This is a genomic window from Undibacterium sp. GW821-FHT11B02, from assembly GCF_058808955.1.
In genome coordinates this window covers 443,774-470,484 of the sequence record NZ_JBXASD010000004.1, presented here as the reverse complement: position 1 = coordinate 470,484, position 26,711 = coordinate 443,774, and the positions used below count along the sequence as shown (strand labels likewise).

The window sequence follows — 26,711 nt, the reverse complement described above, 5'->3', positions numbered from 1 at the left end:
TGCCGCATGTTGGTGACATGTTGGCGGCGTGTTCAGTTGGGGATTAGTTCTTGTATGCGTTGGCCGGAGACTGCGGCGACAAAATCTTGTGCACGGCCTTTGCCGGGGATGTGTATACCGGTGTCTAATTGCAGCAGAGGTAGTAGCACAAAAGCCCGCTCGGTCATGCGTGGATGCGGGACTTGCAGGTCGGCGGTCAGGATTTCTTCTGTGCCATACAGCAGCAGATCCAGGTCCAGCGTGCGCGGTGCATTGTGGTAGGGGCGCTCGCGCCCGTGGGCCAATTCTATGGTTTGCAGATGTTGCAGCAGGGCAGTGGCGCTCAGGCTGGTATCCAGTTCGGCAACGGCATTCACATAATCGTCACCGGATGAATCTATCGGCGCACTGCCAAACAGGGCAGACTGTGCCACCAGGGTGGTATCCGGCAGGTGCGCCAAGGCTGCGATCGCCTTGCCTACGGTGGTTTTGGCATCGCCCAGATTGGCACCTATGCCGATAAAAACTTGCATGTTCATTCGGCAGCAGCGGCTGCTTTACGTGGGGCACGACGACGTGGGCGGCGTTTTTTTACGCCAGCTTCGGCTGCGGTTGCTTTGGGTTTGCTATTGATCAGGCGTTCGCGTTCTTCTGCGTCACCATCGATAAAGTCAGTCCACCATTCGCCCAGATCGGCATCAATTTCACCTGATGCGCACCGCAATAACAGGAAATCATAACCGGCACGCAAGCGTGGATGTTCGAGCATTTTGTAAGGCGTCTTGCCGACGCGTTTTTCAAAGCGCGGCTGCATGGCCCAGATATCGCGCATGTCGGAACCGATCTTGCGCTGTATTGCCAGGGCATCGGTCTGGGTATTCAGGACATCATCAGCCGCCAGGTGCAGGGCGGGGATGGGGAATTCACCGGCAGCCTTGTAGGCATCCCATTTTTCCACTACCTGGTGCCACAGCAGGGATGCAAACAAAAAGCCGGGCGAAACTGGTTTGCCCTGCTGCACACGCAGATCGGTATTTGCCAGTGCCAGGGTTACAAATTTTTCGCCCAGGGGTTGTTCCAGTACGACATCCAGCAAGGGCATCAGGCCATGATGCAGACCTTCTTTGCGCAATTGTTGCAGGCAGGCCATGGCGTGGCCGCTGGTCAGTAATTTTAGCATTTCATCAAATACACGGGCGGCTGGCACGTTGTTGATGAGTGGGGCCATCACCGGTATTGGCGCACGTGTGGCAGCATCAATATCAAATTGCAGCTTTGCAGCAAAGCGCACCACGCGCAGCATGCGCACCGGGTCTTCGCGATAACGTGCTTCTGGCACACCGATGATGCGCAGGGTTTTCTTTTTCACGTCTTTCATGCCGCCGTGATAATCAAGCACGGTTTGTGTGGCCGGGTCGTAATACATGGCGTTGACGGTAAAGTCGCGGCGCGCTGCGTCTTCATGCTGTTCACCAAAGGTATTGTCGCGTAATACGCGGCCATGCTCATCCTTGGGGGCACCGTCAGTGGCTGCGCCACGGAAGGTGGTGACTTCCAGCAAATCCTGGCCAAACATCACATGCACGATCTGGAAGCGACGACCGATGATGAAGGCGCGGCGGAACAGGCGCTTCACCTGTTCCGGCGTGGCGTTAGTGGCAATGTCAAAGTCCTTGGGTTTGACGCCAGTCAGCAAGTCACGCACTGCACCACCGACGACAAAGGCTTTAAAGCCATTTTCTTGCAGGGTCTGGGTGATGCGTATGGCATTCGCAGACACCAGTTGCGGGTCTATGCCGTGGTCTTTGGGACCCAGCACAGTCGGCTTGCGGTTGGCGCTGGCGACATCGCTCTTATTTTTAACGCCGAGTATTTTGCGAATAAATTTCTTGATCATTGCTTGTCAAACAGGTGAAGTTGAGGCCAACCCTTGGCCTGCGCATGAGCGCGTAGCTTGTCGTTGGGATTGGTGGCGACAGGGTGGCTGACGCGTTCCAGTAGCGGTATATCGTTTTGCGAATCGCTGTAAAAATAACTATGGTTAAAGTCGCTGAGTTGCCTTAGTGGCGTCACTTCCTGCCTTGCCAGCCAGTCCTGCAAATGCACGACCTTGCCAGCACCAGAACTGGGTACGCCCAGCAGTTTACCAGTGATATTGCCTGCAACATCGAATTCAGGTTCTGCTGCCATCAAATGTTGTACGCCCAGCGCAGTTGCTATCGGTGCGGTAACAAAGCGGTTGGTGGCAGTGATGATGGCGATCAGGTCATCCTGATCCTTGTGCTTCTTGATCAAATCATAGGCTGCTGGTAACAGGGCAGGCTGTATCACTTCCTGCATGAATTGGCCATGCAATTCATCGAGCTTTTTACGTGGGAACTGTGCCAGTGTACCCAGGGCAAATTCCAGGTATTCAACCGGATCCAGCGTACCTGCCTGGTATTGGGCAAAAAAATTGGCATTGCGACGGGCAAATTCGTCGGCATCAACTGCGCCGGTGCGGCACAGGAACTGCCCCCATTCATAGTCAGAATCAATAGGGATCAGGGTGTGGTCGAGATCAAATAAGGCGATATTGCGCATGCTAGTCATTTGTAAAGTCTGGCCCTGGTTGCTGTTGCAACATCAGTTCACGCAGCAGTGGCAGGGTAATAGGACGTTTGGTTTCCAGTGAATAATGGTCCAACTGATCGAGCATATCCGACAAATAGCTCATATCGCGCCGATAGTGGGTAATCAGATAGGGTAACACGCCAGCTGACAGTTGTATCCCACGGGCATGGGCGGCACGCTCAAGGGCATCGATCTTGTCTTCATCAGTCAGACCATGCACCTGATAGATCAGGCCCCAGCCAAAACGCGTGCGCAAGTCGTCGCGCACATTCAGGATCATGGGCGGATGATTGCCGGCACCGACTAAAAATCCTCCGTGGGCACGGGCCTCGTTAAACAGATTGAAGGCTGCAATCTGGTTCAGCGGCGGTAACTGGTCACAGTCGTCCAGCAGATACAAGCTGACACCTTCTGTAAAGTCAAAGGCGCTTTCCGGCGCGTCAGCTGGTATATAGCGGGCAGATGCATCGTCTGCCAGTGCATGTAGCAAATGGGTTTTGCCAGCACCAGCTTCGCCCCAAATATACACCGAGCGTTCACCATACTGACTGGTAATACGCTGGGCAAACAAGCCCAGCAATTGCGCCAGTTCAGCATTTTGCCCCACCACAAAGGTGGCAAGAGACGGCAGTTTCTGCGCGTCCAGGTCCAATAATAATTGCCTCATGTCTGACGATAAAAAGAACTGCTAAGGTAAGAGGCGCGCACATGTTTGACTGCGACAGAAATAATGGCTGACGCTGGCAAGGCGACCAATACACCGATAAACCCGAATAGTTGACCAAATGCCATCAATGCAAAAATCACGGTCAGGGGATGCAAGCCTATGCGCTCGCCAACCAGGCGCGGCGTCAGGAAGAAGCCTTCCAGTATCTGCCCCGCACCATAGATGACCGCCACCCAGACCAGGCCAGTCAAACCGTCAAACTGTAAGGTAGCACCTATCAGCGCCAATACCAGGCCGAACCCGAAACCGAGGTAGGGGATGAAGACCAAAAAGCCCGTGATGATACCTACTGGCAGCGCCAGGTCAAAGCGTGCAATACTCAGCGCAATCGAATAATAAACTGCCAGCACGATCATGACCATGATCTGGCCGCGCAGATATTGCGCCATGATGTCATCAACTTCCTGAATGGAATCCCTGGTTTTCTTGAGCCAGCGGCGTGGCACGAAATTACTGAGGCGTTGTATCAGGGCATGCCAATCCATCAATAAATAGAATAATACGACCGGTATCAGTAATAGATTGGCTACCATGCCAATGACGGCAGTCCCACCCACCCGGATAGATGCCAGCACAGCCTTGCCTATCGCTTCACCGCTATTGGCGAGTTGATCTGACAACAAGGCCTTGATGCCATTGCTGTCGAGTTTGACCTTGATATCAAACTTGGCCAACAAAGGTGACAACATGGCATCAAGCTTGTCGAAGAAACGTGGAATCTGGTCTTGTAATTGTGGTATCTCTTTTTGTAAAATGGGGGTAATAATCAATACCATCGCCAGTACTGCAGCCAGCGAGACTACAATAATCAGCGCTGCAGCCAGCGAACGTGGCAAGTGAAACTTACGCAGACGCCAGTCGCACAACTTGTCCACCCAGGGATTAAGCACGTAGGCCAGGATGCTGGCAACAATAAACGGCATCAGCACCGGGCCTAGCAAAGACAATAATAACAACAGCGCGAATGCCAGGGCCAGCCACAGCGCGGTTTGTTTTTGCTCCGACGTAAAAGAAAATGGCATTTTTATGGCTGCTTAGTAGTCAAAATATTATCGAATTTACTGCAATGTCCCAAAAAACAAAGTTTTCGCGGTCAATTTGTTAAAATAGCGGTTTTGCCGGACTTTTCTGGCAATTTCTCTATTTTACCGCCTCCTGCCCCTATTGCCGAATATCATGAGCACTTCTACCCCTGTTTCTCTCTCTTACGCCGACGCTGGTGTCGATATGGTCGCTGGCGACGCGCTGGTTGACGCCATCAAACCTTTTGCCAAACGAACAATGCGCGAAGGTGTCATGGCTGGCATAGGCGGTTTTGGCGCCATGTTTGAAGTCAGCAAAAAATACAAGGAACCTGTTCTGGTTTCCGGCACCGATGGTGTGGGTACCAAGCTGAAACTGGCTTTCCACCTCAACAAGCATGACACCGTCGGCATCGATCTGGTGGCCATGAGCGTTAATGACATCCTGGTGCAAGGCGCCGAACCCTTGTTCTTCCTTGACTATTTTGCCTGTGGCAAGCTGGATGTGGCAACTGCCACTGACGTGATCAAAGGCGTGGCCTTTGGTTGTGAACAAGCCGGGTGTGCCCTGATCGGTGGCGAAACTGCCGAAATGCCATCCATGTACCCGGATGGTGAATACGATCTGGCCGGTTTTGCGGTCGGTGCGGTAGAAAAGTCAAAAATCATCGATGGCAGCAAAATCCAGCCTGGTGATGTGATTCTGGGGCTGGCTTCTTCAGGCATCCATTCCAACGGCTTTTCGCTGGTGCGCAAGATCATCGAAGTTGCCAAGCCAGACCTGAGTGCGGATTTCCACGGCCGTAGCCTGGGCGATGCCCTGATGGCACCTACTCGCATCTACGTCAAACCCTTGCTGGCCCTGATGGAATCCATGGAAGTCAAAGGCATGGCCCACATCACTGGCGGTGGTCTGGTTGAAAACGTCCCACGTGTATTGGGCGACAAATTGACTGCCGTCCTGCACAAAGACGCATGGACATTGCCACCTCTGTTCACCTGGCTGCAACAACATGGCGGTGTGGCCGACGCAGAAATGCACCGTGTATTCAACTGCGGCATTGGTATGGTGGTGATTGTTGCTGCCGACCTGGCGGATGCTGCCATGGCACAATTAGCCGCAGCCGGTGAAACCGTGTACCGTATTGGTGAAATCCGTGCCCGTGCTGGTGACGAGCATCAGACTATCGTAGTCTAAATATCGTCGTCCACACCGTAGCTGTATCGACGCAACCTGCCAGCCAGGTTGCGTGTTCTTCCTCATTCCTTTCGTATTCCCTTTCAACTTTGCATCGGGTTGGCATTTTTGCATGCAAAACAACACCCCTGTCTAAGCAAAACCACGTTCCTGCAAATCAGTGAGTGAACTGGCACGTTTCTTGATATGCTGTTGCTGTACTGTAACCGCGAGACTTGAACATGGCAAAATTTTTCAATGAAATGGCGGCCGACTACGCAGGCACGCCTGGCAATAACAGTAACACCCGCGAGCATTATCGCGATTTTTGCGACTGGCTGGCGCGGCAGTCTGCAGACAGGTTACAGCGCAAGCGCGCCGAAGCCGATCTCAGCTTCCGCCGCGTTGGCATCACCTTTGCCGTCTATGGTGATGATGCTGGTACCGAACGCCTGATCCCTTTTGACATCATCCCCAGGATTATTCCTGCGAATGAATGGGCGCAATTGCAAAAAGGTCTGGTCCAGCGCGTGCAGGCACTCAACATGTTCATTCATGATATTTATCATGATCAAAACATCATCAAGGCGGGCATTATCCCTGCCGGACAAATCTACAAAAATGCACAATACCGGCCAGAAATGCAGGGCATTTCTGTCGCTTCCGATATTTATGCCCATATAGCCGGCGTGGATATAGTGCGTGCCGGTCAGGGCGAATTCTACGTGCTGGAAGATAATTTGCGTGTGCCGTCGGGTGTGTCCTACATGCTGGAAGATCGCAAGATGATGATGCGTCTCTTTCCTGAGCTGTTTACCCGCAACAAAATTGCTCCGGTTGATCACTATCCAGACATGTTGCTGGACAATTTGCGCTCAGTGGCACCTATGGGTGTGGATGACCCGACAGTGGTGGTCATGACCCCCGGCATGTATAACTCGGCCTACTTTGAGCATGCTTTCCTGGCTCAGCAAATGGGTGTGGAACTGGTAGAAGGGCAGGACTTGTTTGTGAATGACAATGCTGTCTTCATGCGTACAACACGCGGGCCCAAGCGGGTAGATGTGATTTATCGCCGTATTGATGATGATTTTCTTGATCCACTGGCGTTCCGCCCGGATTCTTCGCTCGGTGTACCTGGCCTGCTGTCAGTCTATCGCGCTGGCCGGGTTACCTTGGCCAATGCCATCGGTACCGGCGTGGCAGATGACAAATCCATCTATCCCTTTGTGCCGGACATGATCAAGTTCTACCTGTCAGAAGAAGCGATATTGAATAACGTGCCCACATATCAATGCCGCAAGCCAGAAGACCTTTCCTACACCCTGGCCAATTTGTCTGAACTGGTGGTCAAGGAAGTACACGGGGCCGGTGGTTACGGCATGCTGGTCGGGCCTGCTTCCAGCAAGCAGCAGATTGAAGATTTCCGCCAGCGCCTGCTGGCCAAGCCAGATGGTTACATCGCCCAGCCGACACTGGCATTGTCAGCTTGCCCGACCTTTGTTGAAAGCGGCATCGCCCCCAGACATATTGATTTGCGCCCCTTTGTACTATCGGGCAAACATATCTCCATGGTCCCGGGTGGCCTGACCCGCGTCGCCTTGCAAGAAGGTTCACTGGTAGTGAATTCTTCACAGGGTGGTGGTACCAAGGACACCTGGATACTGGAAAATTAATCGCCTCTTGAAGCACTACAGCCTTGGACAGACAGCCCGGGCTGTCATTGAATGTTGCAACAGGTTTTAAGATTGAGGAAAAATACCATGTTAAGCCGCACCGCTGATCACTTGTTCTGGATGGCACGTTACACCGAACGCGCCGAAAATACCGCACGTATGCTGGACGTGAATATCCAGACTTCCATGTTGCCACAGTCGGCAAAAGATGCCGAACAGGGCTGGCGCGCCATGCTCGGCATTTCTGAATTGCAGTCTGCCTTTGACCATCAATATGGAATACTGACCAAAAAAGATGTGCTCGATTTCATGGTGAAAGATCCCATGAACCCGTCGTCGATTGCCTCCTGCCTGAAAGAAGCGCGCGAAAATGCCCGTGCCGTGCGGGGAACCCTGACCACTGAAGTATGGGAAACTCAGAATGCCACCTGGCTGGACATGCAGGAAAGATTGTCTGACCATGTGCTGGAAAATGATCCTAGCCAGTTTTTTGAATGGGTCAAATACCGTTCCCATTTATCACGTGGCGTTACCCTGGGTACCATGCTGAAAGACGAAGCCGTGCATTTTATTCGTCTTGGCACCTTCATAGAGCGCGCTGATAATACGGCCCGCATACTGGACGTGAAGTTCCATGGTGCGAAAGAAAGTCAGCGTGGCAATGACAGTTTGCAAAGAGAGTTTTATTACTGGGCAGCGCTGCTGCGCTCGGTATCGGGCTTTGAAATTTATCGCAAGGTGTATCGCGATGTCATCACCCCTGAACGAGTGGCTGAATTATTGATATTGCGTGGTGATATGCCGCGTTCGCTGCTGGCCTGCATGGATGAAGTGGTCGCCAATCTGCGAGAGGTACGCAATGATGTGTCTGCTGATACAGAACGTTTTGCTGGCAAACTGCATGCTGAACTGAAATTTGCCCGCATAGAAGAAATCCTGGATGCCGGTCTGCATGATACCCTGACCACATTCCTGGAAAATATCTTTGAGCTGGGTAATCGTGTCAGCCGTGACTTCCTGGTTCCGCTGGCAGCTTAGATCACCTGGAAAATCATGCAACTTATCATTCGCCACGAGACCATTTACCGTTATTCTGCACCACTGACCTATACCATACAGCAACTGCGCCTGACACCGCGTGTCGAGCAGCACCAGCACGCGATATCATGGCAGATCAAGACTGCCGGACAGCGCCATGCTTATATTGATGCCTACGGTAATCCTTCGCATACGCTGACCATTACTGGTTTGCATCATGAGGTGGCGATCATTGCCGAAGGCGTGGTTGAACTGGCCATGCCCTATCAGGGGCGAATTACCGATCGGGACACTTTTTCCCCGCTGGTGTTTACCGTGCCGACCCGTTTAACCGAGCCGGTTGCCTCCATTCTTGACTTCGCCGCCAGTCATTTGCCAGATCAAGGCAAGACCACCACTGGTGCATTACTTAATCTCGCAATGCACATTCGTGGTGCGGTGGAGTATCAAACCGGTGCAACCATAGTCACGACCAGCGCCAGCGATGCCTTGCAATTGGGGCGCGGGGTTTGTCAGGATCATGCCCATCTGTTTCTGGCGTGCTGTCATGCGCGTGGTATTCCAGCCCGTTATGTGTCTGGTTATATTGATCCTGAATCGACCAATCATGCCGAGAGCCATGCCTGGGTTGATGCCTGGGTTGAGGATGCCGACTACACCGGCTGGGTCAGCGTTGATGTGACACATGCCTGCCTGATGACAGATGCATATTGTCGTTTGGCTATTGGCCGTGATTATGATTCAGCTGCCCCGGTACGCGGTGTCAGGCGTGGCGGCGGGCAGGAAACTTTGAGCGTCAACGTAGAAGTGACGCCGCATTGAAGATGCTGTTACATTAATATAATCAGGACTTACGCAAAACTGCCACTAAGCTTTGCAGCTCCCTATCGTACTATTTGTACTATTCGTACTGTCTTCGTCGCTGTCGCCTTGTTGAGACAATTTTGCGCAAGGCCTAATAATATAAAAAATTTAATTTATTCGTGATCTTTTCCTTATATAAACCCGATTTAGTCCTCGGCTGCTGGTCTGCGCGCCACATTTTGCAACAGTCCTTTGCTTTATCTGGTGCAAGATTAAGGTAAAATCCCCACTTCGTTCCATCAAGACTTTGCTCTATGACTTACTGTGTTGGTATGCGCCTTGACGCCGGGCTGGTGTTTCTCTCCGACTCACGTACCAATGCGGGCGTGGATCAGGTAGGCACTTTCCGTAAAATGTCGGTATTTGAAAATCCTGGCGATCGCACCATTGTGCTGATGACTGCAGGTAACCTGTCGATTTCGCAATCGATACGGCAAATCGTTTCCGAACATGTGGATGGCAAAGGCCATAATATCTGGACTGCACCGAATATGTATGAAGCTGCCCGCATCGTCGGTGAGGCTGTGCGTATGGTACATCACCGCGATGCCCAGGCATTGTCCGAATTCGGTATCGACTTTAATGTCAGCCTGATTTTTGGTGGGCAGATCAAGGGTGAGCGTTGCCGCCTGTTCCAGATTTATTCTGCCGGTAATTTCATCGAGTCACACAATGAAAATACCTATTTTCAGATTGGTGAAGCCAAGTACGGCAAACCCATCATAGACCGTGTTGTTACCCCCACCACACCACTGGATGAAGCTGCAAAATGTGCGCTGATTTCCATGGATTCTACATTGCGCTCTAATGTGTCTGTCGGTTTACCGCTGGATTTGCTGGTGTATGAAAACAATAAACTGGCGATCACCCACTTCGTCACCATCGATGAAAAGAACCAGTATTTTCAGATGATACGTAGTACCTGGGGCAAACAATTAAAAAGCGTATTCGAAAGTATTGATGACCCGGTCTGGAATGCCAGCCCTGAAGTCGATTGTAATGTCTTGTCTGCCACTAATATGCACAGCAAGCCCGTGCGTGTAGAAGTGCCCGCGCAACTGATAGAAAACCCGCAACCGCCGGGACCTTTGCAGTCGCTTGCGCAGCACCCCAACAGTAATAAACAGGCGTGAATCAAGACGCTTGAATCAACAGGCATTGAAATTAATGCTGCACAGGTGCCTTTAAGCGGCACCTGTCGTTATTGTTTCTTCTCTTAAACTTTACTTTTTACGACTGTCTTGCGCACAGCCTTGGGCTCGCTTGCCTGATGTCGCCAGGCGCAATTGGCAGCGTGGTCGTTAACCATGCCTATGCCCTGCATATAGGCATAGATAATGGTGGAGCCGACAAATTTGAATCCACGTTTTGCCAGGTCTTTTGAAATGCGATCTGACAGCTCAGTCGTGATGATGCGTTCACCATTATTAATCAAGGGTTTGCCTTCAACATAAGCCCACAGATAAGCATCCAGGCTACCAATCTCTTCACACAGACGCAGATAGGCTTGCGCATTGGTAATCGCAGCAGCCACTTTCAGGCGATTTCTGACGATGCCGGGGTTAGCCAGCAATTCTGCGACTTTGTCAGGACCGTAGACGGCAATTTTTTTTGCATCCCACTGGTCAAATGCCTGCCTGTAATTTTCGCGCTTGTTCAAGATGGTTTCCCAGCTCAAGCCCGCCTGCGCACCTTCCAGGTTCAGCATTTCAAACAGGCGTTGCTCATCATGACAAGGCACACCCCATTCATGGTCGTGATAGTGCAAATACAAAGGATTAGAGGAGTTAGCCCAATTGCAACGTGTCGTCATGCTTGATAACCGTAAATTTAAGATATGATTCTGAAATATTAATTTTTAACAATGTGTTTCAATTTGCTTCTCTATTTTACTTAATTGCTACAAAGCCTGTTGCAGAATGGTGCTGCAGGGCAGCAATAGTAAGTTTGAAAATTGTAAATTCATATCGTCATTATTCATAATCAGACGCCACCAGATTTTGGAATCAACATGCTGAGCTTTAAACGAAGTAGTAAAACGTTGTCTGCCTTGTCTGTATTGACCCTGAGCCTGATATTGGCAGCTTGTGGCGGTCAGGACAGTAAAACTGCGGCCAATTCGGCCACACCAGCTGCTGTACCGCCGGTGCAGGCAGCACCTGCCAATGCAGATACCACGGTATTTTCTGGCAAACGCCAGGACTATACGATTACCAAGGTTACCAATGCTGGTATCAGCGGTTTTATCGTTAGTGATACCCGTGCTGGCGGTACCTCGGTCACCTTGGCCAGCAATATAAAGAATATCCAGTTTTCTGATTTTCATGTGAACCTGAGCATTGGTGATAAAGCCAACTCCTTGTCCATCACCAGTTTGAATTCCCTGATAGACCTGTATGTCGCATTTTTTAACCGCATACCGGATGCGGACGGACTGGCTTACTGGATAGATCAGGTCAAAGCAGGCATGACGGATGATCAGATCGCAGAAAGTTTTTATTTGGTCGCTTTGCAATCGCCGACGCTGACAGGTTATTCCAGTGGCATGAGCAACGATGACTTTATCCGTATCATTTATAAAAACGTGCTGGGACGAACTGGCACAACGGCACCGACTGCAATTGAAATTGATTACTGGTCCAGCCAGTTGAAAACAGGTACAACAAAGGGGCATATAGTCAGGGCGATGCTGGTTGCTGCGCGTGAATATGCAAATGATCCGACTTGGGGCTGGGTACCGGCCTTACTCAACAATAAGCTCAATGTCGCCAATTATTTTGCTGTTCAACAGGGGTTGAACTATAACAGTCTGGATGACAACATCACCAAGACCATGGCCATCGCTGCAGCTGTCACCAGTACCTCAACGACGGCAGCTCTTGACCTCATCGGCGTCAAGGATAATGGCCTGAATCTCGCCAGCACCATAGGGACACCAGAAAGTCTGGCCAATATTTGTACTGTGGATGGCAAGAAAAGCTGGGTGCGTGCTCATCTGGATGATGTTTATTTGTGGTATCGCGACATTATTGATGTGCCACCTTCGCAATACAGTACGGCAGAAGACTATTTCACCGCATTGTTGGTCAGATCCAAGGACAGATTTAGCTTCACTTCCGAGCAAGGCAGTATTGATGACTATTTCCAGTCAGGTGAAGATGTCAGTTACGGATATAGCCTGGTGCGTGAAGGTAGCAATATACGTGTACGCTACGTACAGCCAGGGTCGCCTGCTGACCTGGCCCAGATCAAACGGGGCACCACCATTGTCAGCGTTGATAATGCCGCGTTGGGCTCCTATATCAATGACGCGCAATACAACGCCCTGTATCCATCCAAATCCGAATCCCATAGCTTCCAGGTGCAGGATGGCAGCAGCGCCAACCGAACTGTGACCATGACCGCCATCACTGTGACAACTTCCCCTGTTTTGCAAAATCAGGTGTTGAACGTGAATGGCAAAAAGATTGGTTATATGGTTTTTACCGACCACATCCGCACTGCGGAAGCACCGCTGGTGAGCAGCATACGCAAGTTCCGGCAAAGCGGCATTGATGACCTGGTACTGGACCTGCGCTATAACGGCGGTGGCTACCTGTATATTGCCAATGAATTGGCTGCCATGATGGGGGGCAACAAGGTCACCAACCAAATATTTGAACAATTGCAGTTCAATGACAAGCATGCTGACATGACGGCTGACAATGTGTCCTATTTCTATGATACTGATTCGAATAACAGTTTCCTGCCTACGTTGAATTTGCCACGCGTTTTTGTGATTACTGGCAGCAATACCTGTTCAGCCAGCGAATCCATCATCAATGGTCTGACGCCTTTCATGAAGGTGATACTGATCGGCGATACAACCTGTGGCAAGCCCTATGGTTTTATCCAGACCAATAACTGTAACACTGCCTATTTTGCGATTCAGTTTGCCGGTGTCAATTCGCTGGGCAAGGGCGATTACACCAATGGCTTTACGCCGGCATGCTATGTGCCGGACGACTTGAATCATGAACTGGGCAATGTCAGCGAATCACGCCTGTCGGCAGCATTGACCTATGCCAGCACCGGTGCATGCCCTACGATTGCAGCAGGGGGGACAGGAGGTGTTGCAGCAGCGCCACCAGCACGGTTCAGCCCCATTGTCGACAAGGACCCGCGTCCGTGGCGGAGTATCAAGTTGCTGAAATAGTGTATGGAGTGAAGCTAAGCTTGATACAAAAACAGGGAGCGTTGCAACAGCACGCTCCCTGTTTTTTTGTAGTCAACTACTTATATGGCATCCAGTGCTTGTTGCAAATCACGGCGCAAATCTTCCACATCTTCTATGCCGACTGACAGTCGCACGAAAGAATCGGTAATCCCCAGTATCGCTCTTTGTTCGGCAGGGATGGTGGCATGTGTCATGATGGCTGGGTGTTCGATCAGGCTTTCAACACCACCCAGACTTTCTGCCAAAGCAAATATTTCGCAACGTTCAAGAAAGCGGCGCGCACCAGCCAGGTTGGTATCAAGCTCAATGGAAATGATGCCCCCAAAACCATCCATTTGCCGCTTCGCCAGTTCATGCTGCGGGTGGCTGGCAAGGCCGGGGTAATATACTTTCCTGACCTTGGGCTGCTGCTCCAGCCACTGTGCCAGATCCAACCCGTTGGTATTGTGCCGCTCTACCCGGATGTTCAGTGTCTTGATGCCGCGCAGGGCCAGAAAGCTGTCGAAGGGGCCCGCAATTGCACCGACAGAATTTTGCAGAAAGCCAAGACGTTCCCGCCATTCGGCCTGATGTTCTGCACCACCGACGACGGCAATACCGCCGATGATGTCTGAATGACCGTTGAGGTATTTCGTCATGGAATGCACGACAATATCAAAGCCAAGTTCCAGCGGACGTTGCACACGGGGGCTGGCAAAGGTATTGTCGGCCACCGCGATGATGCCGCGTTCGCGGCAAATCTTGGCAATAGCCTGCAAATCTGCCAGTTTCAGCATGGGGTTGGTCGGTGTTTCCACCCACACCATTTTGGTGTCTGGCCTTAATGCTGCCAGCAAGGCTTCCGGTTGTGTCATGTCCACATAAGTGAAATCCAGACCAGCGCTACGTCTGCGCACCCGTTCAAACAGGCGATAACTGCCGCCATACATATCATCGCCAGCGACGATGTGAGCACCACTGTCGGCGATTTCCAGTACGGTGGCGATGGCGGCAAGGCCAGATGCGAAGGCAAAAGCCTGGGCACCGCCTTCCAGATCAGCCACAGCACGTTCCAGCGCCCAACGGGTGGGGTTGTGCGAGCGCCCATAATCCAGGCCCTTGTGTACGCCAGGGCTGTCCTGCACGTAGGTGGAGGTAGCGTAAATTGGCGGCATGATGGCACCGGTGGTCGGGTCCGGGAATTGCCCGGCATGGATAACACGTGTGCCAAAGGCTTGCGGATGCGCTGGCTTCTTGTATTCGGGATAGCTCATGTGAGTGTCCTGCGTAAATGGTTGAGGAGATCGAAACGGGTAATCAGGCCGTGAAAATGCTGATCTGATGCGATGATGGCGACCAGGCCACGATCCAGAGTTGCACGTAATGACGCTATGCTTGCCTGTGGGTTCAGGGTTTCAATCTGGCTGGTCATGGTGTCTCGTACCGGACTGCGAAACAGCGTGGCGTCTCCTGATACTTTCAGCAATAAATCTGATTCATCAATGATGCCAATGATCTCGCCATTGTGAATGACTGGCAGTTGCGAGATATCAGCACTGCGCATGCGGTTGAAAGCCACCATCAGGGTGTCACCGCTGTCAACACTGATCACACCCCCATCGTCAAAGCGGCGGCCAATGATGTCGCGCAAGTCGCCATAAATTTGTCGCTTCAACAGCCCCTGGTCGATCATCCAGTTGTCGTTGTATACCTTGGACAGATAGCGGGTACCTGTGTCGCAAACAAACGTCACCACACGTTTGGGTGTGGTCTGTGCACGGCAGTAGCGCAAGGCCGCCGCCAGCAGGGTGCCGGTGGATGAGCCAGCCAGGATACCCTCAGCACGCAACAGTTCACGCGCAGTGCCAAAGCTTTCGGTGTCATCAATAGTGTAAGCATGTTTCACTGCCGTCAGGTCGGCAATCGCGGGAATGAAATCTTCGCCTATGCCTTCTACCGCCCACGAACCGCTGACTTCGTTGACGTGGCCAGTTTCTATGTACTCTGCCAGGATGGAACCCTTGGGGTCGGCCAGTACGAATTCCAGTTCTGGCTGTACCTTGCGAAAGAAACGTGTCAGTCCAGTGAGCGTGCCAGCAGAGCCCACGCCAACCACAATCGCATCGATGTCATGGCTGGCCTGTTCCCAGATTTCAGGACCTGTCGTGGTTTCATGCGCGTGAGGATTAGCCGGGTTATTGAACTGGTCTGCAAAGAAAGAACCGGGAATATCTTTGGCAATACGGGCTGCATAATCCTGATAATAGTCAGGGTGGCCCTTGCCCACATCAGAGCGGGTGATATGTACCTCTGCCCCCATGGCTCGCAGATGCAGTATCTTTTCAGTCGACATTTTATCGGGTACCACCAGCACAACGCGGTAACCCTTTGCACGGGCCACCAGCGCCAGACCCAGTCCGGTATTGCCTGCTGTAGCCTCAATAACGGTGCCACCAGTTTGTAGCCGGCCGTCGGCTTCCGCTGCTTCTATCATGGCCAGACCGATACGGTCCTTGATGGAGCCGCCAGGGTTTTGTGATTCCAGCTTCAGGAACAATTCACATGGGCCAGTATCGAGGCGGGTAACCTGAACCAGAGGTGTGTTGCCAATCAACGCAAGTACTGCGGGATTAGTTTGATTTGTCATTTTTTTCTCCAAGCCTGCGATGGCAGATCATTGCCATGCATCTCGTTACGCTTTTGTTCAAGAGGCAGACATGCTAGCTATGTCTGTCGCCACGGATAAGGAATTTTTACAACTATGCTTATTCGGAAAATGCGCTTGCCAGTGTTATCAGAGTTTTAGTATAGTCTTTGTGCTGAATCTTGCTGATGGGCTGAAAGCAGGGTGTTACCGTGAAGAAAAAGGCGGAAGGCAGAAAATATAAATGCCGCCCGAAGGCGGCATCAAGAATGTACTACGTTAAAACATGCCTGCTTGGGGCGATGCACTCATCTTTTATTTAAACCGGTGTCGCCGATCGGCTCCAGTTCTTATTCCGGTATGCTCCGGTCTTCCTTATTGTGAAAAGGGGCAAACCAGCAAACTGCGAAAGATGGAATAGTTGCCAGCATGACGAAGACAAAATAATGGGTATAACCCAGCATTTGCTGCAAGTGACCGCTGATGACGCCGGTTACCATCATGCATAGACCCATCAGGCCGGTACCGAAGGCATAGTGGGTGGTTGTGTATTTGCCCGGGGCCAGTTGCTGCATCAGGTAAATCATGAAGCCGACAGAGCCGAAGCCAAAGAAAAATTTCTCGATCGCGACGCCGGCAGTAATCAATATCTGGCTTTCTGGCTGGAAGATACTCATCAGCAAAAAGGTTGCATTGGGTATGTTGACTGCGCAGCACAGCAGGAACAGGCTGGGTTTCAGGCCGCGCTTTGCGACGAACACGCCGCCCAGCAAAGAACCAAGCAGCACGGCAACCAAACCGTAAGTGCCATAGATCAAGCCCAGCGATTCATTCGATAAACCCAAACCACCTTTGGCAACCGGATCAACCATGAAAAAGGGGCCGATTTTTTCAAGAAAGCCTATGCTCAGACGAAACAGGAAGGCAAATGCCACCATCAGCCAGACATCGCGTTTCTGAAAAAAAGTAACGAAGGAATCACGCAAGATATGTACTGCTTCGCCGGCACTGGCTGGTGTGTTTTCAGCCTTGGCGCCATCTGGCATGGTACGCATATGCCAGAACGCCATCAGTACAGTAATACCCGCCACGATGAGGAAGATAATGCGCCAGGATTCCATCCATTCTGCACCAAATACCTTGGGATCATGGTGAAAAAAATCAGTATGCAGTTTGCCGCTCAGGTACACCAGGCCACCGGCGGCGACTATCGGGCCGATATTCCAGCTCAGGCTTTGTATGCCGCAATACAGAGATTGTGCCTTGCTATCCAGTGAGGTGACATATACCCCGTCCGCAGCGATATCCTGGGTTGCTCCCAGGAAGGAAATCAGCCAGAACAGCATCATCAAAATCACCATGTAACTGGGCAAGGACATCACCAGTGCCACGCCAACAAAGCCAGCAGCAATGGCCAGTTCAGTACAAATGACAAAGAATTTCTTGGTCTTGTACATCTCGACAAAAGAGGCAAACAGGGGCTTGATGGTATAGGCCAGGATCAGGTAACTGGCATATTCTGCTGCCTGACCGTTATTCATACCCAAATTTTTAAACATGATGGCAGTGACGTTGGTCAGCGTCATATACGTCAGTGCCATGGTGAAATACGTGGTGGGTACCCAGAATAGCGGAGAGGGTTTTCCTGGTGCTGCACGAAGATGGACTTCTGTCTGTGTAATCATGGTGGCGGCTAGGGTGGCGCTACTCTTTACCCGGCTATCATCATTGATGGTAGCCGGTCAGCTTTGACTGGCCAGGTTACTTTGCTTTCGCAGCAAACTGGATCAGCATGCAATCGTAAGAATAGCTGGTCTCGTATATTTATTATTCGCTTCGCGCGCAATCAAGTTAGTCCCGTCAGATCATTAATCGATCATATGTTTATGCCTGACTATCTTCATTTTGCTGAAACTTCTTATAAAAAAGTTATTCAGTGACGGTATCTTGAAAACCTTTTCATAAAAAAGAATAACATGAAAAGTGAGAATTAAAAACTTTGTTCATTAAAAAGATGCAATTCAGATTTGTTCATAGGCAGGTCAAAATGCTTGGCAGTGAATGAAGAAAAGGCTTGGGGTATGATTTTTTCTCCATTTTCTGTTGTTATATGCAGACGTACTTACGCTATGCGCAGACATGAATTTTCTGGTCTTTATGGTAAAAACTTGAAATTGTTTTCATAATTTGACAGTCAATTAAGCTTTAACGATCAATTGCTGATGAGATTTACCAAGCTATACCTGGACAGATTGTTGACACAGTTTAAAGGCAATGATAAATTTCGGTTTACTTGAAAACGTTTTCAATAATTGTGCCGCTCACCACCACATACTTGTCATTTGTATATGTGGCTAATATGGCCTTAATGAAGGTCGTATTTTTAATGGTGATTTGAAAACGTTTTCAATGTCATTGCATGCGTGAAATAACAGCAGAACGTTGTAAGTAAAAGGGCCGGTCGGGGGAGCTTTGCCGGTACGCATGTGCATAGGCCCAGAGTCAATGTTCGTGTGGGCAGATTGAACAAATACACAAAGAGTGGATTTGCTTGTTATGTCGCTGTTATGTAGAGCTTCCTGAGAATAATAAATAAAACCGGAGTACGGCCTTCAGGCTGGCATCTGGACTAATCCAACTTTTCAAATGAATACTATGAAAAATTCGTCAGCATCACTTGCATTCTCACCGGACTTTACCTGGGGAGTGGCTACCAGTGCCTACCAGATTGAGGGTGGGGCGGCTGCCGATGGGCGTGGGCCTTCCATCTGGGATACGTTTACCCATACACCGGGCAAGATCATCGATGGCAGCACTGGCGACGTGGCTTGCGATCATTATCATCTTTATGCCGACGACGTGGACATCATCGCGTCGCTGGAAGTGGATTCCTATCGGTTTTCGATTTCCTGGTCACGCGTGCAACCATTGGGATATGGTGCCTGGAACGAAGCTGGTTTTGAATTTTATTCGAAGTTGCTGGACAAGCTGGAAGAAAAAAATATCAAGGCTCACATTACCCTTTACCATTGGGATCTGCCGCAAGGCTTACAGGACCGTGGGGGCTGGCTGGATCGTGAGACAACACTGAGGTTTGCTGAATACGCAGCCGAAGTCGCGCGCCGTTTTGGCAAGCGTGTTGCCACCATCGCGACGCACAACGAACCCTGGTGTACTGCCAATCTCGGCTATGGCAATGCGCAGTTTGCGCCTGGTGTTGCTGATACGGTGCAGGCTTTACAGGTATCTCATCACCTCTTGCTGTCGCATGGCTTGGCCATGCAAGCCATGCGTGCTGTGAATAGTCCGGCGCGTCTGGGTATTGTGCTGAATCAGTGGCCAGCTACCCCGGCAACTAATAGTACGGAAGATATCGCTGCCGCTGAATGGGAATATGCACGGTCGGTACAGTGGTTCATGGATCCGATATTCAAAGGACGTTATCCACAGAAAGCGCTGGACCGGATGGATGTGACAAAATTCCATGTGCATCCTGAAGACATGCAAGTCATCCGTCAGCCACTGGATTTTCTGGGTGTGAATTATTATTTCCGTGCCTTTGTCAGCACTGAAAATCCACCCAGGAAGCCGGAAGGGAAACTGGGTTTTTCCGACATGGGCTGGGAAGTTTATCCTTCTGGCCTGACCGAGCTTTTGCTGCAGTTAAGGGACGAATATCCAGACCTGCCAGCGATTTATATTACTGAAAATGGCATGGCCGTTGCAGATAAAATTATTGACGGAAAAATCAATGATCAGGCACGCATTGATTACCTGGAAATGCATTTACACGCACTGCAAGCAGCGATTGCAGCCGGCGTCAACGTACAAGGTTATTTCTATTGGAGCTTGCTGGATAATTTCGAATGGAATTCTGGCTATGAAAAGCGGTTTGGACTTATACATGTCGACTATGCCACGCAAAAGCGCACGATGAAAGAAAGTGCCTATTGGTATCGTGATTTTATTCGCTCACAGGCTAAATAAGATAAACGAAAAAGCGGCTGCATCAGTAGCCGCTTTCCAGAAATTCAACGAGGTTTATTGCCGTCTGTATGAGAATTGTGGTGCCGGTGCACCAAGTCTATTTGTAAATCCCGCAACCTATCAGCACATCACCTGCCCGTTCAATATAAGTTGATTTGGCTTCCAATTGTTTGGTATTCGGATTGGGCCATTTATAGTCAACCCAACCGTGACCAGCCTTGCTATTGGCTACATCCAGAAAACTTTTAACGATGGAGATGCCGTCGGCGTCTTTAAGCTCCAGAAGATTTTTACCTACCATCTTGGGATTGGCCCCATGGGCGCGATTAATGCCATCACCATTCATATTGTAGACAAAGACATATAAGTCTTTGACGACAAATTGGCCGCTGACATTATTAAATTCAGTGTAGGCTTTTTCTTTGCCATTCTCTTTCAAATAGGCGGCAGCTTTTTTCACCAGGGCGATGGCTTCGTCGGCGCTCCCTTTGTCCGCTGCCATGGATGACTGGCCGAAAGCCAGCAAGCACAGCCCCAACGACGCCAGCATTATTTTGATGGACAGTCTTCGCATTTTGATCTCCGTTTAGGAATGGTAGCTATATAGCTTGTGTATATTCTAGTGAGGTAATCGGGCAATGCAATGTTTCCGGCGTGCATATTTGTTAAATTATGCTAAGTGAAAGTACCGAACTGCACCGTGGACAAGGCTGGAATGCCTGACAATGTAAAAACTCCCGGCCCACTTGCGTGGACCGGGAGCTTATTTACCAAGACAGAATGCGTTAATTAGAAATCAATGCCAACATTGACGCCGACGGTACGGGGTGGCAGATATTGGGCCTGCCATGGTCCGTTTGCGTTCAAAGCACTGGTTTTGATTTTGTTGTCACTGACATTGCGAACAAAGAAATCAGCATACCATGCAGTTTTTCCTGATGACTGATAACGCATGCCCAGATCGGCGCGTGCATAGGCTTCTTGCTTGTCACCGTCTCCGTAGTTGAACACACTCAACCATGTATCAGTTTCGTAATGCAGACTGACGCGCGGTGTCAGCGTACCTTCATTCAGATGGAAGGTGTGCTGATACATGACCTGTGCTGAAAACTTCGGTGTATGTGGCATAGTGTTACCGGACACATCCAGGCAGTTGCTAATGCCAGGGATTTTGCAGGCAGGCAGTGCATAGTCGTTTGAGCCACCGACCAAATTACCAAGAGTTGCATGGGCAAACGCAACGGTAATTTGCAGTTTGTCGTCCTTGCTCAGCTTGGCGGCCAGTTCAGATTCAAAGCCATAGACGGTAGCGCCATCTGCGTTCGATGTTTGCAGACCGCGCGTGCCATCAGGTGCAGTGACCGGTGCGCTGAACTGGAAGTCCTTGAACTTGCCGTAGTACAGGGCATTGTTTAGCCGGACCGTGCCGCCCATCAGCGTGCTCTTGGTGCCAACTTCAAAATTGGTCAGTGTTTCAGGGCCATAGGTTTTGCCGCCATCTTGCAGACCGCCAGATTTATAGCCGGTAGAGATGCTGCCATAGATCATATTGTCTTTGTCTATGTCATGCGAGATGCGCAACAGACCAGTCATCTTACTGCCACTGTAACTACCGTCATTGATGGAGTAGGCTGCAAAGTTGGATGTGGCAGAAGCAGGATCAACATTCGGGGTAATGGCTGATTGGCTCAGTTCTGGCTTGTTGGAAAAACCATAGCCGCGACCACCAACATTGGTGCGTTTGTCAGAGGTGAAACGCAGGCCGCCAGTGATATGCGTATCGCTGCTGGCGTTCCAGGTTGCCTGACCAAAAGCGGCGGCAGATTCTACCGTTTCTTTTGGTTGTATGAAGGAGCCTTGCCAACCGACGGTACCTTGATATGTGCCGTTCAGGATGGGAATGTCAAAGCGGATATCGTTGGTTTCAGAGCCGTAGTACAAACCCAGTTGCCAGTCGATGTCACGTGTACCTACAGACTGCAGTTCCACTTCGTGGCTGAAGTTTTTGTAATTCGACGAGACAGTATTATTCGCCTGCATGCTACCGCCAGAAGTGAAACTGGTTGGCAAGGTAGCACCACCATCCTGATCGAAACGGGAAGAGCCGCTGAATTTCGAATAGCCGCCGATGTAAGTCAGTTGCATGGACTTGTCTATGGCGTACTCTATCCTGGCGCGGATAGAGTCAGTGTCGCGTTTCAGGAAGGGGGCTGTATCAATCAGGGCCGACCATTGGCTTTGACCTGCGCGCGGAGTTTGCAGCAGATTCATCGATGGTGTGCCACGGTCTATGAATTTCTCATAGGACAGATCGATTTTTGTTGCAGCATTTGGTTTCCACAACATGCTGATGCGGGCGGCACTTTGATCTTGTGCACCGTATTTAGGACCATCCTGTACAAACAGGGCGTAGTTGATAGGCTGGAATGGTACGACGGTGCCGCCGTTTTTCAGGTAAGTGGCAAAAGCCGCTTTCTGGCTGTCCAGGGACAGGGTGGGCGGCGTCTGGAAGTCGACATAGCCATCATGTTTTTCGTGGACAAAGGCAAAGCGCAAGGCCATTTCATTGCTGACGGGTACATTGAATGCACCGCGTGTACCAATGCGGTTATAGCTGCCAACGCCGCCCTCAAAGTTGCCAGAACTGTCGCCGATCTTGGCTTTGGCTGTTTGCATGTTAACTGCGCCAACTGTGGCATTGCGACCCCACAATGTACCTTGCGGACCGCGCAGGACTTCTATGCCTTCCAGGTCAAACAGCAGGGACGTTGCACCCTCTGGACGTGGGGCATATATGCCGTCAATAAACAAAGCGACTTCGGGGTCGGCGTATTCGGTCTTGGCACTGTCGTTACCAATACCGCGCATGGTCATGGTAATGACGCCATGATCACCCTCGTTGGTGGCCTGGAAACCAGGAACCAGATTGACAACGTCCTGAACCGTTTGCACATGTGCATCATCCAGCGCCTGAGCATTGATGGCGGTAATGGCCACTGGTGTGCGTTGCAGTGACGTGGCCCGTTTGGTACCAGTCACAATGACTTCTGAAATAGTCGTGCTTTCTTGCGCTGTTTTTGCCTGAGCTTGCGCCGAAGTTTGCTCTTGTGCCTGAACGCTGCCCATGCTGGCGAGCAAGGAGAAAACGGCGAGCTGGATGGGAGTGCACGCGGTTTTTCGCGGCACGAATGTGCTGATTTTCATATGTCTCCTGTTACACGGTTAGATTTGTTGGCTTATTAAACCATTACGTTTTTGCTTGAAAACGTTTTCTTATTCATGTTTTGCAACTTTCTGCTTTGAAACCGTTTTCATATTACATAGAAACGGATTTCAGTGTCAAATATAAAATGGTAACGTTTTCAAAATGTTGTAATATGAGATGCCAGGACGGTGGAGCCGCAGGTTTAGGCCCGGCTTCCCTCATAGGTAACTACAAAAACAAGATGACGCTGCATATCTGGCAAGGCATCACATAAGACCGTATGAATTTTGCAACAGCTTCTTAGAATCTGTTCGCGATCTTACTGCGCGGGCGTGATCGGGGCTCATGCGCTGCTCAAAATGCTCATGTACTAGAGTACATTCCGCTTTTTGTGCTGCTCTTCACCCCGCTGACGCTCGCTCGCTACAGATCGTGAACAGGTTCTTATAAAAACGTGAGAACTTGCTTCTATTCATGAAACAGGTTCCAGAAACAGGAGACTTTGAATGAAACCGGTACGTCATATCTTGATAGTCGGCGGGGGAACTGCAGGCTGGCTGACGGCAGCTTTTCTTGCCAGTAATCTCTCACTCGCTAAAACAGCATCTTCGTCTCAGGACGGTATCAGTATTACCCTGGTAGAGTCAAAAGAGATAGGCATCATCGGCGTGGGGGAGGGCAGTTTTCCTTCAATTCGCGGTACTCTGGCAGCGATAGGCATAGACGAAGCGCGCTTTATCCGTGAATGCAATGCAACGTTCAAGCAGGGCGTACAGTTTGCTGATTGGGTCAGGCCAGCAGGGGCCGAAGGGGACGGACATTATTTTCATCCCTTCAGCCATCCCAGCCAGCGCCCGGGCGGGCCGGAATTATTACCATACTGGTTGCTGGGTGCGGCTGGTTCAAGCAAAGCACGTCGTCAATTTGCCGATGCGGTCAGCATGCAAAAGCGTGTTGCCGATGCACATCGCGGCCCCAAGCGTTTCGACGACAAGGATTTTCTTGGCCCCATGAATTACGCGTATCACTTTGACGCCGGTAAATTGGCGGCTCTGTTATGTGAGCATGGCAAATCATTGGGGGTGCACCAGGTATTGGCAACGGTCGAACATGTGCAGCTCGATGATGATGGTGCTATTGCCGCCGTGCATACCAAAGAAGGGCAGGCGCTGACTGCTGACCTGTATATAGACTGCACCGGTTTCCGTGCTGCGCTGATAGGTGAAGCACTGGGCTCACCTTTCCGCAACATGAATGATGTGTTGTTTGTTGACCGTGCCGTGGCAATGCAGGTGCCATATGCACAGCCAGATGCGCCCATTCCGTCTTACACGATTTCCACCGCGCATGAGGCTGGCTGGACCTGGGACATAGGCTTGCAGCAAAGGCGCGGCATAGGCTATGTGTATTCCAGCCGCCATACGGACGAAACGCAGGCAGAGCAAGTCTTGCGTAATTACATAGGGTCAGCTGCGGACGGCATGTCAGCCAGATTACTGAAGCTCAATGTTGGTTACCGCGAAACCCAATGGATTAAGAATTGCGTGGCGATTGGATTGTCCGGCGGCTTCCTGGAGCCGCTGGAATCATCGGGTATAGGTTTGATAGAAACAGCGGCTTATTTGCTGACCTATCTATTCCCTTTTAACGGTGAACTGGCACCGGTTGCCACCCAGTTCAACCAACACATGAAAGCGCGTTATGAGCGCATTATCGATTTTGTCAAAATGCATTATTGCCTGACCCAGCGCAAGGACAGTGCATTCTGGCGCGACAATGTTGACCCCGCCACAATCCCCGATAGTCTGCAGGAAAAACTGGCGATGTGGCGTTGCCGCCCACCAAATCGCATGGACTTTGTTACTGATCTGGAAATGTACCCTCCCTCAAGCTGGCAGTTTGTCCTGTATGGGATGGAATTTCAGACCGACATGGGCGTCAATCAATTTTCCTATCCGCGTATGGAAGAAGCCGCTAAAGAATTCCAGATGATTGCGCAGATGTCGCAGCATGCTTTGGCTGATTTACCCGATCACCGGAAACTGGTTGACCGTATGTGCAAAACCTATGCTGACATACAGGTGGCACGCCGAGCTTAGTCACATTGTTTACTGTCCTGGCCACCGCTGGCCGATGCTGGGCCAGCTTGGGGTTGTTGATGAGTAGTCATGAGCAAAAACTGATTGGTACCGTGTGCATTTGCTCATTTGAAAAGAAGCATGTTATGCTAATCGTGAAAAGCTTTTCATGTTTGCGTAGCATGATCTGTTCAAAAAAACATCCCGTTTGACAGAAGGTATTGCGTGGTTGAAAAAATTAGAACAAAAAATGTGCCAGTGACTTTATTGGATGTCGCGCGTGAAGCAGGTGTTTCACCCAGTACCGTGTCACGCATACTCAATGGTACTGCCAAGGTGTCACCGGACAAGCGTAAAGCAGTTGAAACGGCCATCGCTGAAATGAAGTTTGAGCCAAATCAGTTGGCACAGGGACTGAAAAGCGGACGTTCCATGACTATCGGTATTGTGGTGCAGGATATTGCCAGTCCTTTCTTTGACGAAACCCTGCATGGAGTGGATGAAGGACTAAAGGGTACAGGCTATGCGTCCGTCATTGTCAGCGGTCACTGGAATGCAGAAGAAGAGGCGGCGCGTATCAAGCTGTTGTTGGCGCGCAAAGTGGATGGCATTATTTTGCTGTCAGGCCGCATCGCTGACAACACGGTTCTTGAATTTGCCAGAGACAAACCGATTGTCGCCACTGGACGAGCCCTGCAAAGTAAGACGGCGGTCGGTTTTAAGCTTGACAATGCACATGGTGCTTACCTGGCGACCCGACACTTGATCGAGCTTGGCCATAGGCGAATCGCATTTGTCACTGGTCCGGCTAATAATACAGATGCCTCTGAACGCCAGGAAGGTTATCAACGTGCCTTGCAAGAATCGAATATCGCATTCGAAGAAAGTCTGATAGTTGAAGGCAATTTCCATGAAGCCAGTGGCTTGATGGCGATCAACCGTCTGCTTGAAACGCAGCAGCAATTCAGTGCGGTGTTTGCTGCCAATGATCTGTCTGCTTATGGCGTGCGGCTTGGTCTGTACAGAAAAGGCATACGGGTTCCGGAAGATATTTCACTCATTGGTTTCGATGATTTGCCCAGTTCGCTCTACACCACACCACCGCTGACTACTATCCATCAACCTCTGTATGACATGGGTTTACTGGCGACCAGGACACTGCTGGGTTTGATTAGCGGGACTGAAGTCGATATGACCTTGCCTGATCTGGAGCTGATAGCCAGGGAAACCACACGTCGTATTCGATAGCAATATGTCAGCCGGCAGCATCTTGCGAACATGATGCTGTTCAATCGTATTCAATAATAATCCAGGATTAGTTGTTTCTTTTGTGCGAACTTACAACAGTATAATCTTAAATTACCAGGTCAACGCCCTCTGGCCGTAATGAAGCAACGCAGCAAATAACGACTTGATCGTTGAGTCCTTGATTGCGTGTATCTATGTCAACCTGGCTCGTCCGAAAATCATGTAATGATGGATATTCATTGATCAATATCCTACTCA

At 50.5% G+C, this 26,711-nt stretch carries 20 protein-coding genes; 9 read left to right on the top strand and 11 right to left on the bottom strand.

All coding sequences use genetic code 11. From position 1 onward, the window contains the following. Positions 1-32: 32 nt before the first annotated feature. Genes folK through AC1RVX_RS10925 form a run of 5 tightly spaced genes read right to left on the bottom strand, consistent with a single transcriptional unit; the run spans position 33 to position 4,341 of the window. Positions 33-512, bottom strand: coding sequence for a 2-amino-4-hydroxy-6-hydroxymethyldihydropteridine diphosphokinase (folK, locus tag AC1RVX_RS10945; RefSeq protein ID WP_493216615.1), 480 nt, complete (start codon positions 510-512; stop codon positions 33-35). Between the two features lie 2 nt (positions 513-514). Further along, a complete protein-coding gene (gene pcnB / locus AC1RVX_RS10940; RefSeq protein WP_493216614.1) occupies positions 515-1,876 on the bottom strand; it encodes a polynucleotide adenylyltransferase PcnB in 1,362 nt (453 codons plus the stop codon). Next, entirely contained in the window at positions 1,873-2,562 is a 690-nt protein-coding gene (locus tag AC1RVX_RS10935; protein ID WP_493216679.1) for a histidinol-phosphatase, read from the bottom strand. The genes pcnB and AC1RVX_RS10935 overlap by 4 nt, the downstream gene beginning before the upstream one ends. Before the next feature lies 1 nt (position 2,563). Beyond that, complete coding sequence (hda, locus tag AC1RVX_RS10930; RefSeq protein WP_493216613.1) at positions 2,564-3,259, bottom strand: DnaA regulatory inactivator Hda; 696 nt, start codon at positions 3,257-3,259, stop codon at positions 2,564-2,566. Continuing rightward, the gene (locus AC1RVX_RS10925) at positions 3,256-4,341 is read right to left on the bottom strand and encodes an AI-2E family transporter (RefSeq protein WP_493216612.1); all 1,086 of its coding nucleotides are present in this window, start codon (positions 4,339-4,341) and stop codon (positions 3,256-3,258) included. Before AC1RVX_RS10925 ends, hda begins: the two co-directional genes overlap by 4 nt. Before the next feature lie 154 nt (positions 4,342-4,495). On the opposite strand from AC1RVX_RS10925, the gene purM reads away from it, so the two are divergent. The 5 genes from purM to AC1RVX_RS10900 all read left to right on the top strand — a co-directional run bounded on the left by purM (position 4,496) and on the right by AC1RVX_RS10900 (position 10,229). Beyond that, positions 4,496-5,539: a phosphoribosylformylglycinamidine cyclo-ligase gene (gene purM / locus AC1RVX_RS10920; RefSeq protein WP_493216611.1), complete on the top strand. Its 1,044-nt coding sequence runs from the start codon at positions 4,496-4,498 to the stop codon at positions 5,537-5,539. A gap of 221 nt (positions 5,540-5,760) precedes the next feature. Beyond that, the gene (locus tag AC1RVX_RS10915; protein ID WP_493216610.1) at positions 5,761-7,194 is read left to right on the top strand and encodes a circularly permuted type 2 ATP-grasp protein; all 1,434 of its coding nucleotides are present in this window, start codon (positions 5,761-5,763) and stop codon (positions 7,192-7,194) included. A gap of 87 nt (positions 7,195-7,281) precedes the next feature. Then, complete coding sequence (locus AC1RVX_RS10910) at positions 7,282-8,232, top strand: alpha-E domain-containing protein (RefSeq protein WP_493216609.1); 951 nt, start codon at positions 7,282-7,284, stop codon at positions 8,230-8,232. Between the two features lie 15 nt (positions 8,233-8,247). Further along, positions 8,248-9,054: a transglutaminase family protein gene (locus tag AC1RVX_RS10905; RefSeq protein WP_493216608.1), complete on the top strand. Its 807-nt coding sequence runs from the start codon at positions 8,248-8,250 to the stop codon at positions 9,052-9,054. A gap of 296 nt (positions 9,055-9,350) precedes the next feature. Next, a complete protein-coding gene (locus AC1RVX_RS10900; protein ID WP_493216607.1) occupies positions 9,351-10,229 on the top strand; it encodes a proteasome-type protease in 879 nt (292 codons plus the stop codon). A gap of 83 nt (positions 10,230-10,312) precedes the next feature. Here the strand turns inward: AC1RVX_RS10900 and AC1RVX_RS10895 are convergent, their stop codons facing one another. Next, complete coding sequence (locus AC1RVX_RS10895) at positions 10,313-10,909, bottom strand: DNA-3-methyladenine glycosylase I (RefSeq protein ID WP_493216606.1); 597 nt, start codon at positions 10,907-10,909, stop codon at positions 10,313-10,315. A 198-nt stretch (positions 10,910-11,107) separates the two neighbouring features. On the opposite strand from AC1RVX_RS10895, the gene AC1RVX_RS10890 reads away from it, so the two are divergent. Further along, entirely contained in the window at positions 11,108-13,291 is a 2,184-nt protein-coding gene (locus AC1RVX_RS10890) for a DUF4214 domain-containing protein (RefSeq protein WP_493216605.1), read from the top strand. An 80-nt stretch (positions 13,292-13,371) separates the two neighbouring features. Here the strand turns inward: AC1RVX_RS10890 and AC1RVX_RS10885 are convergent, their stop codons facing one another. The 3 genes from AC1RVX_RS10885 to AC1RVX_RS10875 all read right to left on the bottom strand — a co-directional run bounded on the left by AC1RVX_RS10885 (position 13,372) and on the right by AC1RVX_RS10875 (position 17,620). Continuing rightward, positions 13,372-14,565 carry a trans-sulfuration enzyme family protein gene (locus tag AC1RVX_RS10885; RefSeq protein ID WP_493216604.1) on the bottom strand — a complete coding sequence of 398 codons (1,194 nt, stop codon included), beginning with the start codon at positions 14,563-14,565 and terminating at the stop codon, positions 13,372-13,374. Next, entirely contained in the window at positions 14,562-15,938 is a 1,377-nt protein-coding gene (locus AC1RVX_RS10880; protein WP_493216603.1) for a pyridoxal-phosphate dependent enzyme, read from the bottom strand. Before AC1RVX_RS10880 ends, AC1RVX_RS10885 begins: the two co-directional genes overlap by 4 nt. Before the next feature lie 347 nt (positions 15,939-16,285). Continuing rightward, entirely contained in the window at positions 16,286-17,620 is a 1,335-nt protein-coding gene (locus AC1RVX_RS10875) for an MFS transporter (RefSeq protein WP_493216602.1), read from the bottom strand. Positions 17,621-18,581: 961 nt separating this feature from the next. On the opposite strand from AC1RVX_RS10875, the gene AC1RVX_RS10870 reads away from it, so the two are divergent. After that, positions 18,582-19,922: a GH1 family beta-glucosidase gene (locus AC1RVX_RS10870; protein WP_493216601.1), complete on the top strand. Its 1,341-nt coding sequence runs from the start codon at positions 18,582-18,584 to the stop codon at positions 19,920-19,922. A gap of 97 nt (positions 19,923-20,019) precedes the next feature. On the opposite strand, the gene AC1RVX_RS10865 is transcribed toward AC1RVX_RS10870, so the two are convergent. Together AC1RVX_RS10865 and AC1RVX_RS10860 are read right to left on the bottom strand one after the other, a co-directional pair. Then, entirely contained in the window at positions 20,020-20,496 is a 477-nt protein-coding gene (locus AC1RVX_RS10865) for a cache domain-containing protein (RefSeq protein ID WP_493216600.1), read from the bottom strand. 215 nt (positions 20,497-20,711) lie between these two features. After that, complete coding sequence (locus tag AC1RVX_RS10860) at positions 20,712-23,126, bottom strand: TonB-dependent receptor (RefSeq protein WP_493216599.1); 2,415 nt, start codon at positions 23,124-23,126, stop codon at positions 20,712-20,714. Between the two features lie 507 nt (positions 23,127-23,633). Here AC1RVX_RS10860 and AC1RVX_RS10855 point away from each other — a divergent pair. Beyond that, a complete protein-coding gene (locus tag AC1RVX_RS10855) occupies positions 23,634-25,226 on the top strand; it encodes a tryptophan halogenase family protein (RefSeq protein ID WP_493216598.1) in 1,593 nt (530 codons plus the stop codon). A 204-nt stretch (positions 25,227-25,430) separates the two neighbouring features. Beyond that, positions 25,431-26,453, top strand: a complete 1,023-nt coding sequence (locus AC1RVX_RS10850; protein ID WP_493216597.1) for a LacI family DNA-binding transcriptional regulator — start codon at positions 25,431-25,433, stop codon at positions 26,451-26,453. The last annotated feature ends 258 nt before the right edge of the window (positions 26,454-26,711 follow it).